The organism is Sphaerotilus uruguayifluvii (assembly GCF_013294065.1).
Taxonomy (GTDB): Bacteria; Pseudomonadota; Gammaproteobacteria; order Burkholderiales; family Burkholderiaceae_C; genus Sphaerotilus; species Sphaerotilus uruguayifluvii.
On the sequence record NZ_JABSNM010000003.1, the window covers coordinates 154,097 to 167,695 of the forward strand.

Annotated in this window: 11 protein-coding genes; 5 read left to right on the forward strand and 6 right to left on the reverse strand. The window is 70.5% G+C overall.

Annotated features, from left to right (window positions below; genetic code table 11):
- The first annotated feature begins 21 nt into the window (after positions 1–21).
- From HNQ01_RS04740 to HNQ01_RS04755, 4 genes are all read left to right on the forward strand, one after another.
- On the forward strand, positions 22–729 hold the full coding sequence (locus HNQ01_RS04740) for a succinate dehydrogenase iron-sulfur subunit (protein ID WP_149504016.1): 708 nt from the start codon (positions 22–24) through the stop codon (positions 727–729).
- An 82-nt stretch (positions 730–811) separates the two neighbouring features.
- On the forward strand, positions 812–1,081 hold the full coding sequence (locus HNQ01_RS04745) for an FAD assembly factor SdhE (RefSeq protein WP_173804219.1): 270 nt from the start codon (positions 812–814) through the stop codon (positions 1,079–1,081).
- 62 nt (positions 1,082–1,143) lie between these two features.
- A complete protein-coding gene (gene gltA / locus HNQ01_RS04750) occupies positions 1,144–2,454 on the forward strand; it encodes a citrate synthase (protein WP_173804220.1) in 1,311 nt (436 codons plus the stop codon).
- A 197-nt stretch (positions 2,455–2,651) separates the two neighbouring features.
- Complete coding sequence (locus tag HNQ01_RS04755; protein ID WP_173804221.1) at positions 2,652–2,924, forward strand: hypothetical protein; 273 nt, start codon at positions 2,652–2,654, stop codon at positions 2,922–2,924.
- 45 nt (positions 2,925–2,969) lie between these two features.
- On the opposite strand, the gene HNQ01_RS04760 is transcribed toward HNQ01_RS04755, so the two are convergent.
- The 6 genes from HNQ01_RS04760 to flhB form a co-directional block, all read right to left on the reverse strand.
- Positions 2,970–4,262 (reverse strand): methyl-accepting chemotaxis protein, encoded by a 1,293-nt coding sequence (locus HNQ01_RS04760; RefSeq protein WP_286180468.1) that lies wholly within the window; start codon positions 4,260–4,262, stop codon positions 2,970–2,972.
- Positions 4,263–4,372: 110 nt separating this feature from the next.
- Entirely contained in the window at positions 4,373–5,086 is a 714-nt protein-coding gene (locus HNQ01_RS04765) for an RNA polymerase sigma factor FliA (protein ID WP_173804377.1), read from the reverse strand.
- A 20-nt stretch (positions 5,087–5,106) separates the two neighbouring features.
- Positions 5,107–5,937 carry a flagellar biosynthesis protein gene (locus HNQ01_RS04770; protein WP_173804223.1) on the reverse strand — a complete coding sequence of 277 codons (831 nt, stop codon included), beginning with the start codon at positions 5,935–5,937 and terminating at the stop codon, positions 5,107–5,109.
- A gap of 46 nt (positions 5,938–5,983) precedes the next feature.
- Positions 5,984–7,795: a flagellar biosynthesis GTPase FlhF gene (gene flhF / locus HNQ01_RS04775; protein WP_173804224.1), complete on the reverse strand. Its 1,812-nt coding sequence runs from the start codon at positions 7,793–7,795 to the stop codon at positions 5,984–5,986.
- The gene (flhA, locus tag HNQ01_RS04780) at positions 7,792–9,894 is read right to left on the reverse strand and encodes a flagellar biosynthesis protein FlhA (RefSeq protein WP_173804225.1); all 2,103 of its coding nucleotides are present in this window, start codon (positions 9,892–9,894) and stop codon (positions 7,792–7,794) included. Before flhA ends, flhF begins: the two co-directional genes overlap by 4 nt.
- On the reverse strand, positions 9,891–11,069 hold the full coding sequence (gene flhB, locus HNQ01_RS04785; protein WP_173804226.1) for a flagellar biosynthesis protein FlhB: 1,179 nt from the start codon (positions 11,067–11,069) through the stop codon (positions 9,891–9,893). The genes flhA and flhB overlap by 4 nt, the downstream gene beginning before the upstream one ends.
- A gap of 269 nt (positions 11,070–11,338) precedes the next feature.
- Here flhB and HNQ01_RS04790 point away from each other — a divergent pair, with 269 nt between their 5' ends.
- On the forward strand, positions 11,339–13,591 hold the full coding sequence (locus HNQ01_RS04790) for a heavy metal translocating P-type ATPase (RefSeq protein WP_173804227.1): 2,253 nt from the start codon (positions 11,339–11,341) through the stop codon (positions 13,589–13,591).
- Positions 13,592–13,599: the final 8 nt, after the last annotated feature.

The window sequence follows — 13,599 nt, forward strand, 5'->3', positions numbered from 1 at the left end:
AAGCGCCCGAGGAGAAACAACATGGCTCAGAAGCGCACTTTCCAGATCTACCGCTACGACCCCGACAAGGATGCCAAGCCGTACATGCAGACCATCGAGGTCGAGCTCGACGGCAACGAGCGCATGCTGCTCGACGCCCTGGTCAAGCTGAAGAAGGTCGACCCGACGCTGTCGTTCCGCCGCTCCTGCCGCGAAGGCGTGTGCGGCTCGGACGCGATGAACATCAACGGCAAGAACGGCCTGGCCTGCCTGACCAACATGCGCGACCTGCCGGGCGTGGTGGTCCTGAAGCCCCTGCCGGGCCTGCCGGTCATCCGCGACCTGATCGTGGACATGACGCAGTTCTTCAAGCAGTACCACTCGATCAAGCCCTACCTGGTCAACGACACGCCGCCGCCCGAGAAGGAGCGTCTGCAGTCGCCCGAGGAGCGCGACGAGCTCAACGGCCTGTATGAGTGCATCCTCTGCGCGAGCTGCTCGACCAGCTGCCCGAGCTTCTGGTGGAACCCGGACAAGTTCGTCGGCCCGGCCGGCCTGCTGCAGGCCTACCGCTTCATCGCCGACAGCCGCGACCAGGAAACCGCCGGGCGTCTGGACAACCTGGAAGACCCGTACCGCCTGTTCCGCTGCCACACGATCATGAACTGCGTGGACGTGTGCCCGAAGGGTCTGAACCCGACGAAGGCGATCGGCAAGATCAAGGAGCTGATGGTCCGCCGGGCCGTCTGACCCCCTCGCGCCCGCCCGCCGCGGCGGGCCGGGCCACCACCCCGGCCCGGCCTGTCGCGGTCAGACCTCTGAAAGAACAGCAATGGACACTCTGCTCGACGAGCGTGCACTCAGCAAGCTGCGCTGGCGCTGCCGACGCGGCCTGCTGGAGAACGATCTGTTCATCGAGCGGTTCTTCCAGCGCTTCGAATCCACGCTGACGGTGCGTCAGGCCGCGGGTCTCGAGGCCCTGATGGATCTGGCCGATAACGATCTGCTCGACCTGCTGCTGTGCAGGAAAGAGCCCGAGGGTGACATCGATCGTCCGGAAGTCCGGGAAGTGCTTGGCATGCTGCGGCAGCGCCCCGACTGAAGACCTCTCGCAGACCGGAAACTCCCCACCCCCATACCAACCGACCTACCGAGGAAACAGCCATGACTCCCTCCGACGTGAAGGCCACACTCTCGTTCTCCGACGGCAGCGCGTCGATGGACCTGCCCATCTACAAGGGCACCATCGGCCCGGACGTCATCGACATCCGCAAGCTGTACGCGCAGACCGGCAAGTTCACCTACGACCCGGGCTTCCTGTCGACCTCGTCGTGCAACTCGACGATCACCTACATCGACGGCGACAAGGGCGAGCTGCTGTACCGCGGCTACCCGATCGAGCAGCTGGCGGTCAACTGCGACTACCTCGACACCTGCTATCTGCTGCTGTACGGAGATCTGCCCAACGAGTCCCAGCGCCAGGACTTCCACGCTCGCGTGACCAACCACACGATGGTCAACGAGCAGATGCAGTTCTTCCTGCGTGGCTTCCGTCGTGACGCGCACCCGATGGCGATCATGACCGGCCTGGTCGGTGCCCTGTCGGCCTTCTATCACGACAGCACGGACATCAACAATCCGCAGCACCGCGAGATCGCCGCGATCCGCCTGATCGCGAAGATGCCGACGCTGGTCGCGATGGCGTACAAGTACTCGGCTGGCCAGCCGTACATGTACCCGAAGAACGACCTGTCGTACGCCGGCAACTTCATGCGCATGATGTTCGCCACGCCGTGCGAGGACTACAAGGTCAACCCGGTGATCGAGCGCGCGCTCGACCGCATCTTCATCCTGCACGCCGACCACGAGCAAAACGCCTCGACCTCGACGGTGCGCCTGTGCGGCTCGTCGGGCACCAACCCGTTCGCGGCGATCGCCGCCGGTGTCGCCTGCCTGTGGGGCCCGGCCCACGGCGGTGCCAACGAGGCCTGCCTGAACATGCTCGAGGAGATCCAGGCCAACGGCGGCGTCGCCAAGGTCGGCGAGTTCATGGAGAAGGTGAAGGACAAGAACAGCGGCGTCAAGCTGATGGGCTTCGGTCACCGCGTCTACAAGAACTACGACCCGCGCGCCAAGCTGATGCGCGAGACCTGCCACGAGGTCCTGAACGAGCTCGGCCTGCAGAACGACCCGCTGTTCAAGCTGGCGATGGAACTCGAGAAGATCGCGCTGGAAGACGACTACTTCGTCGCCCGCAAGCTCTACCCGAACGTCGACTTCTACTCGGGCATCGTGCAGCGCGCCATCGGCATCCCGGTGCAGCTGTTCACCGCGATCTTCGCGCTGGCCCGCACGGTCGGCTGGATCGCCCAGCTCAACGAGATGATCGCCGACCCCGAGTACAAGATCGGCCGTCCGCGCCAGCTCTACGTCGGCGCCGCCCAGCGCGACGTCAAGCCGCTGTCGGAGCGCTGATCCGCGTCCCGCGTCCGGCCGCCGCCTCGGGCGAGGCCGGACTCATGAAAGGCTCCCGCTCGGGAGCCTTTTCTTTTTTCCGGCCGCGTTCGACCGCCATTTCGCGGGGGTGAAAGCAGTCACAGGTCAAGGGTAATCCCTTAGAATGCTGCATCGCAGCAAGCGAGTGCTGCAGAACATTCGAGATGGAGACCCCGATGACCCTGCAGCAGCTGCAGTACATGAAGCAATGGCACCGCAGCCACCCCCAGGGGCGCGGCATGGAAGCCGCGCTGTGCGATCTGGTGCTGTGCGCCTGGGTCGGGGGATGGATCCTGCTGCTGGCGCTGGCGGTGCTGGGCGAGTTCCGGCTGATGCCGGTGTCGCTGCTGCTGACGCTGGCGCCGACGATCTATCTGGAGCTGCGCCGCTCGCTGCACGAGCAGGGCCACCTGCGCTGCGACTGGCTCGACGCGGTCACCGAGCGCTGAGCTCGCGGCACCGGCCGCGCCCCCGCCCTCGCAGGCCGGGCCGGCTCAGAAGCGGTAGCCGATGCGCAGCCCGCCCCAGTGGCGCCCCTGCACGATGATCGGCGACGAGGCTTCCTTGAGCATCACATGCTTGCCGCCGCCCATGTCGCGGCGGTAGGTCTGGACCAGGAAAGGCCGCTCGTTGCGTGCCGAGGCCAGCCCGGTGCGGTCGTTGAAGATGCGGCGGTAGCGGCTGTTGGCGGTGTTCCAGGCGACATCGCCGGGGCGCTGCGGCTGGCAGTAGACGGTGTTGTGCACCGGCACGTAGCCGTTGCGGTCGACGGCGATGCAGAAGGCGACCTTGTCGCTGCTGCCCAGCACCCGCTCCTGCACCTTCGGGAAGAGCTTCTCGGCCAGCGGCGTGAAGGCCGCCATGAACTGCTCGGGCAGCGTGCCGGCGACCGGCTGGTAGTGGCCGTCGAACAGCGCCTGCGGGGTGATCTGCCCCTGGCGGATCGCCTGCTCGAGCAGGTCCGCGATCTCCGCGGCGGCCTGCTGGGCCTGCGCGATCATCGGCGTGTCGCTGGTCTCGATGCCACAGCCGGCCAGCTCGTCGATCAGCGTCTCGGACACCGTCAGGAAGCGGTCGCTGCAGTCGAGCGCGACATCCAGCCCGTCGAAGGCATGGCTGATCTCGCCGGCGAGCATCTGCGAGCTCTCGCAGACGTACTGGACCGTCTCGGCGCTCTTGCCGGCCGTCTCGTCGATGCGCCCGACCGAGGCCTCGACCTCGGCGAAGGCCCGGTGGATCGCGCCCTGGTGCGCGCCGTCACCGCCGGTGCGGATCTCGCGCGAGAAGGACTCGATGCGCCGGTCCAGGTCCGACAGCGTGCTCATGATGGTGCGCGAGGAACTCTCGACCCGTCCGGCCAGGTCCTTGACCGCATCGGCGACGACGCCGAAGCCGCGGCCGGCCTCGCCGGCGCGCTTGGCCTCGACCGAGGCGTTGAAGGCCACCAGCCGGGTCTGCAGCGCGATCTGGCCGATGTCGCTGGCGGCCGAGGCGACCTGGCGCAGCACGTCGACGATGCTGGCCACCTCGCCGGCCACCTGTTCGACCTCGGTGCGGGCGCGCACCACGGCATCACGGGTCTCGCCGGAGGCGGTGCCGATGGCCTGCTGCGACTGCCCGACCTCGCGCAGCCACTCCTCGAGCTGCTGCAGCGAGGCCAGATGCGCTGCCGCATCGCGCTTGGCGTCCTCGATGACGCCTCGCGCCTCTGCCGCGTCGCGGCCGATGTTCGAGACCTGTGCGGCGATGCGCCGCACGACTCCGGTTTCCGACGAGGCTGAGGGCATCGCCGGCCCGTCGGAGGAAGGATTCAGCGATCGTTCGGCATCACCGCGCCGACCACGCAACAGGTTCCACATCTCGGACTTCCGGCAAGAGAACGACTTCGCCGATGCCCTCACCAGGCACGCAGCTTGGCGCGCAGGCGGGCGATCGACTGGCTGTGCAGCTGGCACACCCGCGACTCGGTCACGCCCAGGACTGCGGCGATTTCCTTCAGGTTCATGTCGTGCTCGTAGTACATGCTCATCACGTACTGCTCGCGCTCGGGCAGGCCCTTGATCGCCTCGACCAGCGCCTCGCGCATGCGCCGGTCATTGAGCCGTGCCAGCGGATCGGCGTCGTTGTCGGCGACATGGCGGTCGAGGTAGTCGCTGTCGCCCTCGTCGCCGCTCATGTCCTCGAGGTAGACCAGCTGCGTGCCGCGGACCCGGTTGAGCAGGTCCTGATAGTCGGGCAGCGACAGGCCCATCTCGGCGGCGATCTCGCTCTCGTGGGGCGCACGCCCCAGCCGCTGCTCCAGGCGGTGCACCGCGGACTCGATGTCGCGCTGGTGCTTGCGGCTGCTGCGGCTCATCCAGTCGCCGCCGCGCAGCTCGTCGAGCATCGCGCCGCGGATGCGCTGGGTCGCGAAGGTCTCGAACTGCACGCCCTGCTTGACGTCGAAGCGGCTGAGCGCATCGGTCAGGCCGATCATGCCGACCTGGATCAGGTCGTCGAGCTCGACGTTCGCCGGCAGCCGGGCGATCATCTGGTGGGCCAGCCGGCGGACCAGCGAACTGTACTGTTCGAGCATGGTCTTGGCGTCGAGCTGGCCGTTGGAGTTGTACATCGGTTGGCTCCGGGACATGATCAGACCATCGGCTGCAGGCGTGGAGAGGAGGCAAGCGGACGCGACACGCCAGGCGAGGCGACGGGCATGCGCGCGCAAGGAACGAAGCCGGCGCCGGCCTGGACCGCGCCGTCCATGAAGGTGGCGAGCGCCTCGGCGGCGCGCCACGACGACGGGCGGGAGGCGACCAGCTCGATGCAGTCGTTCTGCCGTCCGCCGAAGAAGACATCGGCGCAGTGCGCCAGCCGGCCCGGCACATGCCAGGAGGCCGGCGTGTCGATCTCGGCGCTCATCAGCATGTCGTGCTCGCGCCAGCCCAGCTCGGTGGCGAGCCACTTCAGCGCGCCGTAGGCATGGGTCAGCGCCTCGGCGCGCTCGCCGCACAGCACCAGCGGCCGCGGGCGGCTCAGGCCGCGCTCGCCGCGGCCGAGCAGCCGCGCCAGCTCGGCCGCGCTGCCATGCAGCAGCACCGCCTGCGACAGCGGCGCGGCATCGATCAGCGCATGCAGGAAGCCGGTCGTGCCGCCATGGCGCTCGGCCCAGTGCAGCGGCAGGTCGCGCGCGGCAAGGTAGGCGATGCGGTCCGAGCGGGTCTCGATGCCGCGCGCCAGGTCGCAGGCCACGCCGTCGCGGGCCCTCGGCGCCCGCTCGGAGGCATCGACCAGCAGCGTGTACAGGCCCAGGCTCTCGAGCGCGGCGCTCATGCGGCGCAGCAGCTCGTCGCTGACCGGAACGAAGGGATTGGACACCACCGGGACAAAGCGGACGGCCCGGACCGAGAAGAGCCGGCGCAGGCCGTCGGCCTGATCGGCGGGCTGGGCCTGCTGGCGGAAATCGGTCTGGAAGGCCATCGGGGAAGCTCCGTCGCCGTCGTCGTGATCGTCGCTGCGGCCGGGCTCAGGCGCCGAGCTCGCGCGAGCCCGCGGCTGCACCGCGTCGGGGGGCCGCGGCCTGCACCGGCGCCGCCGGCATCGCGGCCACGGGCTGGGCCGCGCCCTGGACCGGGGCCGGCGCGTTCGGACGCGAGAAGATCAGGTCGACATCGCCGGTGTTCAGGCGCCAGGCCTGGGGGCCGCCGCTGCGCAGCGCGCGGGTGACCAGCGACTGCGCCGACAGGCGATGCCAGTCCTCGGGCACACGCTGGCCGTTCGACACCGCGAGCACCTTCAGGTGCTGGCGGATCAGCGCGTCGAGCGCCGGGCCGAGCTTGACCGCCTCGTCGAGCTTGGACAGGATGATGCCGCGCGCCTGGCTGGCCGAGTAGGCGCTGAGCACGTCCTCGATCGTCTCGCCCTGCTGCGCGGCATTGACCACCAGCAGCCGCTTGATGCTGCGGTGCGAGAGCATGTCGAGCAGGTCGCGGGTGCGCGCGTCGCGCTGCGCCAGGCCAGCGGTGTCGATCAGCACCATTCTCTTGCCCGACAGCAGGTCGAGCAGGTCCTCCAGCGCCGCACGGTCATGCGCGGTGTGCACCGGCACGCCGAGAATGCGGCCATAGGCGCGCAGCTGCTCGTGCGCGCCGACCCGGTAGGCGTCGAGCGTGATCAGGCCGAGGTTGGCCGCGCCGTGGCGGGTCGCGAACGAGGTCGCCAGCTTGGCGGTCGAGGTGGTCTTGCCGACGCCGGTCGAGCCGATCATCGCGTAGACGCCGCCCTGGTCCTCGATGTCGGGCTCGTTCTCGCCGGTCAGCACGTTGCGCTGCAGCACGTCGGCGGCCCAGACCATCTCGTCGGTCACGTCGTCCCCCAGGCTGTCGCAGAGCTTGCGGATCAGGCCGGGCGAGAAGCCGGCGTCGAGCAGGCGCATCGTCAGCTGCGAATGGCGCGGGCTGTTGTGCAGCCGGTCCATGAAGGCCATCGTGTTGAAGCGCTCCTCGATCATGCCCTTCATGGCACGGATCTCGTTGAGCATCTCCGTCGAGGACGGCAGGATCGAGTCGCCCGGATCGACGCCGCGCGGTGCGGCGGCCATGCGTGCCGGCGCCATCTCGCCGGGCTCGGGCATGTCCAGACGCGGCATGCGGCTGGTGTCGTACAGGTCGCCGTCGGAGGTCGAGAGCTGCTCGTCGTCGTGCAGGCTCATGACCGGGGGATAGGGGCGCTGCCCGACCGCGGGCAGGGCCTCCTCGCGGTCGCGCAGCTCCTGCTGGCGCATCCAGTCCGCATAGGTCGCCGGCAGCCCCGGGGCAGACGGCGCGGCGGCAGGAGCCGGCGCCTCGGCCGCGGCGCGCGACGGCGCGGCGGCCTCGCGGCGTGCCGGCTCGCCGGCACGCGCCGGCGTCGCCGGGCGCGGCTGCGGCGCGCGCACCGGCTCGGGCTCGACCTCGTCGCCCGGGTTCTGCTGGGCCTTCAGCTCGGCCTGGCGCTTCTTCAGCATGCGCTCGCGCACATAGTCCTGGAAGGACAGCGTGCTCATCGCCAGCGTGCCCACGTCCTCCTGGACCTGGTCGCCGGCATCGGTGGCGCCGATGTCGATCTCCTCGGGTGCCGCGGACTCGTGCATCGGCTCGTCGAAGCCGGTGTCGGCCAGACCGGCCGGCGCGCTCTCGAAGCGCTCGATCGCGTCGATGCTCTCGGCAGGCATGGCCACGATCTCGATGCCGGAGCTGCTGGGCTTGGTCGACAGCACGACGGCGTTGTCACCGAAGGCCTGGCGAACCTTCTGCATCGCCTCGCGCGAGTTGCGCCCGAAAAAGCGCTTCACATTCATGAGTGGGCTCCAATGATCGAACCGATGCGGATCGAGTGGGTATCAGGGATCTCGCTGTGCGCCAGCACCTTCAGGCGCGGAGCCGCCCGGCGCAGCAGCCGCGCCAGGGACGGACGCAGCGGATCCGGCACCAGCAGGCAGGCCGGCTGGCCCAGGTCCTCCTGCCGGCGCACGGCGTCGATCGCGCCGCGGGTCAGCTGCTCGGCCACGCCGGGGTCGAGGGCGGGGCCGTTGTTCGAGGTCAGGGCATGCGTCAGCAGGCGCTCGAGCTCGGGCTCGAGCGCGATCACGTCGAGCTCGCGCACCGTGCCGAAGATCTGCTGCACCACCGCCGGGGCCAGCGCCACGCGCAGGCGGCGCGTCAGCTCGTGCGGATCGGTGACACCGGCGGTCGCATGCTCGGCCAGCGTCTCGATGATCGAGCGCATGTCCCGGATGTGGACGCCCTCCTCCAGCAACATCTGGAGGATCTTCTGCAATGGAGCGATGCCGATCATCTTGGGAACCACGTCTTCGATGAGTTTCGGGGCCAGCTTGGTCACATGGTCTACCAGTGCCTGGGTCTCGGTGCGGCCCAGAAGGCGGGCCGCGTGTTGTTGCATCAAGTGTGAAAGATGGGTGGCCACCACGGTCGAGCAATCAACAACTGTGTACCCGGCCATTTGGGCTGTTTCGCGCTGGCGCTCGTCGACCCACACCGCCGGCAGCCCGAAGGCCGGATCGACCGCGCCCTGCCCCTGCAGCGGGATCTGCACATGGCCCGGGTTGATCGCCAGGAACATGCCGGGATAGGCCTCGCCCTCGCCGATGACCGCACCGCGCAGCGTCAGCCGGTACATGCTGGGCTTGAGCTCGAGGTTGTCGCGGATGTGCACCACCGGCGGCAGGAAGCCGACCTCCTGGGCGAACTTGCGCCGCACGCCCTTGATGCGGCCGAGCAGGTCGCCGCCGCGCTCCTTGTCGACCAGCGCGATCAGCCGGTAGCCGACCTCCATGCCCAGCGCGTCGACCGGCTGCAGGTCCTCCCAGCTCGCCTCGTCGCCGGGCTGGGAGCGCGCCTGCGCGTCGGCCTCGCCCTCGGCCGGCTCGGCAGCGCGCCGCTCGGCCTGGCGCGTCACCTGGCGCGCCAGCCAGGCCAGCCCGCCCGCGCAGCCCAGGAAGACCAGATGCGGCATGCCCGGCACCAGCCCGAGCAGGCCGATCACCGCCGCGACCATGCCCAGCGCCTGCGGCGAGCGGAACATCTGGCCGGCGATCTGCGAGCCGACGTCCTGCTCCTTGCCGACGCGCGACACCACCATCGCCGCGGCCACCGAGATCAGCAGGCCCGGGATCTGCGCGACCAGCGCGTCGCCGACGGCCAGGATGATGTAGGAGTTGGCGGCATCGGCCACGCCCAGGCCGTGCTGGGCCACGCCGATGACGAAGCCGCCGATGATGTTGATGAACAGGATCAGGATGCCGGCGATGGCGTCGCCGCGCACGAACTTCGACGCGCCGTCCATCGAGCCGAAGAACTCCGCCTCGTTGCCGACCTCGACGCGGCGGCGCTTGGCCTCCTTCTCGTCGATCAGGCCGGCACTGAGGTCGGCGTCGATCGCCATCTGCTTGCCGGGCATCGCGTCGAGCGTGAAGCGCGCGCCGACCTCGGCGATGCGCTCGGCGCCCTTGGTCACGACGACGAAGTTGATGACCACCAGGATCGCGAACACGATCAGGCCGACGGCGAAGTTGCCGCCGATCAGGAAATGGCCGAAGGACTCGATGACCGCGCCGGCGGCGCCGGGGCCGTTGTGGCCCTCCATCAGCACGACGCGGCTGGAGGCGACGTTCAGCGACAGCCGCAGCAGCGTCGTCAGCAGCAGCACCGACGGAAAGGCGGCGAAGTCCAGCGGCCGCACCATGAAGGACGCCACCACCATCACCATCAGCGCGGTGGCGATGTTGAAGGTGAACAGCACGTCGAGCAGCAGCGGCGGCAGCGGCAGCACCATCATCGCCAGCACCAGCACGATGACCAGCGGCGCCCCCAGGCCGTTGAGCCGGGCGCTGTCCGGGATGCCGGCCAGGCGCCGGAACTTCAGGATCGATTCGTTCATGGGGTCGCGGTGCCGCGGCGGGCAGCCGTCCGGGAATGACGGGGGTCGTCAGGATCGAGTTCGGGCGGCACCGGCACGTCGGCCAGCGTGCCGGGATAGGGCGCGCGCCCGGCCATCGCCTCGCGCAGCCGGTAGACATGGGCGAGCACCTGCGCGACGGCGCTGTACAGCGCCATCGGGATCTCGTGCTCGAGCTCGGTGGTGGCATAGAGCGCACGCGCCAGCGGCGGCGCCTGCAGCACCGGCACGCGCGCCTCGGCGGCCAGGTCGCGGATGCGCATCGCCAGCGCATCGGTGCCCTTGGCGACGACCTTCGGCGCGCCGGGGCCGTCGGGGTCGTACTTCAGCGCCACCGCATAGTGGGTCGGGTTCATCACCACCAGGTCGGCCTTCGGCACCGCGGCCATCATCCGGCGCCGCGCCACCTCGCGCATGCGCGCCTTGATGCGGCCCTTGACCTCCTGGTTGCCCTCCTGCTGCTTGAACTCCTCCTTGACCTCCTGGTGGCTCATCTTCAGCCGCGAGGCGTGCAGGAAGCGCTGCAGCGGCACGTCGACCGCGGCGAACAGCGCCAGCACCAGCACCAGCAGCCACAGCCCCGACAGCATCAGCTCGCCGGCCTCCTCGAAGGCCTGCACCAGTCCGCCGGCGGACTGCAGCCGCACGAACTCCTCGTGGTGCGACCACAGGTAGGTCGCGCCGACGATGCCCAGCACCAGCGCCAGCACGCAGGCCTTGAGCATGTCGCCGAGCTGCGCCTTCGAGACGATGTTGCCGAGCCCGGCGATCGGATTGAGCTTCTCGAACTTCGGCTCGAGCACCTTGGTGGTGAACACCCAGCCGCCCGAGGCCACCGCCGCCGCCAGCACCGCGACCGCGCCGACCAGGCCGAAGACGATCACCATCGGCAGCACCGACAGCCCCATGTCATGCAGCCGCTCGAGCATGCGCTCGGGCGACTTGAGCGTCACGACATCGAAGCGCAGCGCCGCGGCGGTCAGGTCGCGCAGATGCTCGATCGCCGGCCGGGCCGAGGCCGCCAGCACGCCCAGCGAGACCGCCACCAGCGCGAAGTGGCCCAGGTCGCGCGAGCGCGCGATCTGGCCTTCCTCGCGAGCGGTCTTCAGCCGTTTCGCTGTCGCTGGCAGTTGCTTGTCGTCGGAGCTGTCGGACATCGTCTCGGGCGTCGGGCATCGGGCTTCGTGAAGGCGGGCAGGCGCGGCCCGCCCCTGTGCCCATTCTTGCCAGCCGCCGCGCGGGCTTGAGTCCGATAAGCGACCCGAAGCGACAGGTTTTCACGCCGGTCGCCGCGGCACCGGCGCGCTGCCACGAGCACCCCGAACTGAAACAAGCGAGAAGCCGCCGGATCGCCCGCCAGTCCGGCGGATCGGCCGGATTGACAATCCTCAAGCGCGCCCCGCCCCCACAAGGCACAGTAGCGGCCATGGACACCGCCCCTGCCCTCGCCGCCGCGCCCGATGCTGCGCTGACCGAATGCACGCTGCCAATCGACGGCATGACCTGCGCCTCCTGCGTGGCCCGGGTCGAGCGGGCCCTGAAGAAGGTGCCCGGCGTGACCGAGGCCGAGGTCAACCTGGCCACCGAGCAGGCCACCGTGCGCGCCACCGGCCCCATCGCGCGCGAGACGCTGGCCGCGGCGATCCGGCGCACCGGCTTCGGCGTGCCCGACGAGGCCGCGCCCGACGCGCCGGCCGGCACCGATGCGCCGCGCGAGCCGCTCCTGGGCGAAGGCCGGCGGGTGCTGCTGGCGGCGCTGCTGTCGCTGCCGCTGGTGGCGCCGATGCTGCTCGAGCCGCTCGGCGTGCAGGCGATGCTGCCCGGCGGCTGGCAGTGGCTGCTGGCCACGCCGGTGCAGTTCTGGCTCGGCGCGCGCTTCTACCGCGCCGGCTGGCATGCGCTGCGCGCCGGCAGCGGCAACATGGATCTGCTGGTCGCGCTGGGCACCAGCGCGGCCTATGCGCTGTCGCTGTGGCTGCTGATGACGGGCCACGGCCACCATCTCTACTTCGAGAGCGCGGCCGTCGTCATCACGCTGGTGATGCTGGGCAAGTGGCTGGAATCGCGCGCCAAGCACCGCACCGTCGAGGCGATCCGCGCGCTGCGGGCGCTCGCGCCGGAGACCGCGCGGGTGATCGCGCCCGACGGCTCCGAGCAGGAGCGGCCGCTGGCGCGGGTGCGCGTCGGCGACCGGGTGGTGATCCGGCCGGGCGAGCGGGTGCCGGTCGACGGCGAGATCGTCGAGGGCGCCAGCCATCTGGACGAGTCGCTGCTGACCGGCGAGAGCCTGCCGGTGGCGCGCGAGCCCGGCCAGCACGTCACCGGCGGCGCGGTCAACGGCGAGGGCCGGCTGGTGGTGCGCACGCGGGCGACGGGTGCCGAGACCACGCTGGCGCGCATCGTTCGCCTCGTCGAGTCGGCGCAGGCGAGGAAGGCGCCGATCCAGCGCCTGGTCGATCAGGTCAGCGCAGTCTTCGTGCCGGTGGTCGTCGCGCTGGCGCTGCTGACGCTGCTGGGCTGGGGCTGGATCGGCGGCGACTGGGAGCTCGCGCTGCTGCGCGCGGTGGCGGTGCTGGTGATCGCCTGCCCCTGCGCGCTCGGCCTGGCCACGCCGGCGGCGATCATGGTCGGCACCGGCGCGGCGGCGCGCCACGGCATCCTGATCAAGGACGCGCAGGCGCTGGAGGTGGCGCAGGCGGTGCGCGTCATCGCCTTCGACAAGACCGGCACGCTGACGGCGGGCAAGCCCTCGCTGACCGGGCTGGCGGCCGCGCCCGGCCTGGCCGAGCACGAGGTGCTGCGCCTGGCCGCGGCGCTGCAGTCGGGCAGCGAGCACCCGTTGGCACGCGCGGTGAACGAGGCGGCGCGCGCGCAGGCCTCGGCCGCCGACACCGTGGCCGCCGCGGCCGCCCTGCGCGCCGAGCCCGGCCGCGGCGTCTCCGGCACGGTCGAGGGCCGCGCGCTGCGGCTGGGCAGCCAGCGCTGGATGGACGAGCTCGGCGTCGCCACCGCGCCGCTGCACGCGCAGGCCCGGGCCTGGCTGGGCGAGGGCCGCACGCTGTCCTGGCTGGCCGAGATCGTGCCGGACAGCCCGCCGCGCCTGCTCGGCGCGCTGGCCTTCGGCGACACGCTCAAGCCCGGCGCCATCGAGGCCATCGGCCGGCTGCGCGCGATGGGCCTGCGCACGCTGCTGGTCAGCGGCGACAACCGCAGCGCGGTCGAGGCGGCCGGCCGGCTGCTGGGCATCGACGAGGTGCGCGCCGAGGTGCTGCCCGGCGACAAGGCCGGCGTGATCCAGGACCTGCGCGAGGGCAACCGCAAGGTGGCGATGGTCGGCGACGGCCTGAACGACGCGCCGGCGCTGGCCGCGGCCGACGTCGGCCTGGCGATCACCCACAGCGACGGCACCGGCACCGACGTGGCGATGCATGCGGCCGGCGTCACGCTGATGCGCGGCGACCCCGGCGCGGTGGCCGACGCGATCGACATCTCGCGGCGCACCACGCGCAAGATCCGCCAGAACCTGTTCTGGGCCTTCGTCTACAACATCATCGGCATTCCGCTGGCGGCGGCCGGGCTGCTGAACCCGGTGGTGGCCGGCGCGGCGATGGCCGCCAGCAGCGTCAGCGTCATCAGCAACGCGCTGCTGCTGTCGCGCTGGCGCCCGGGCGGGCGCTGAGCGCGGCC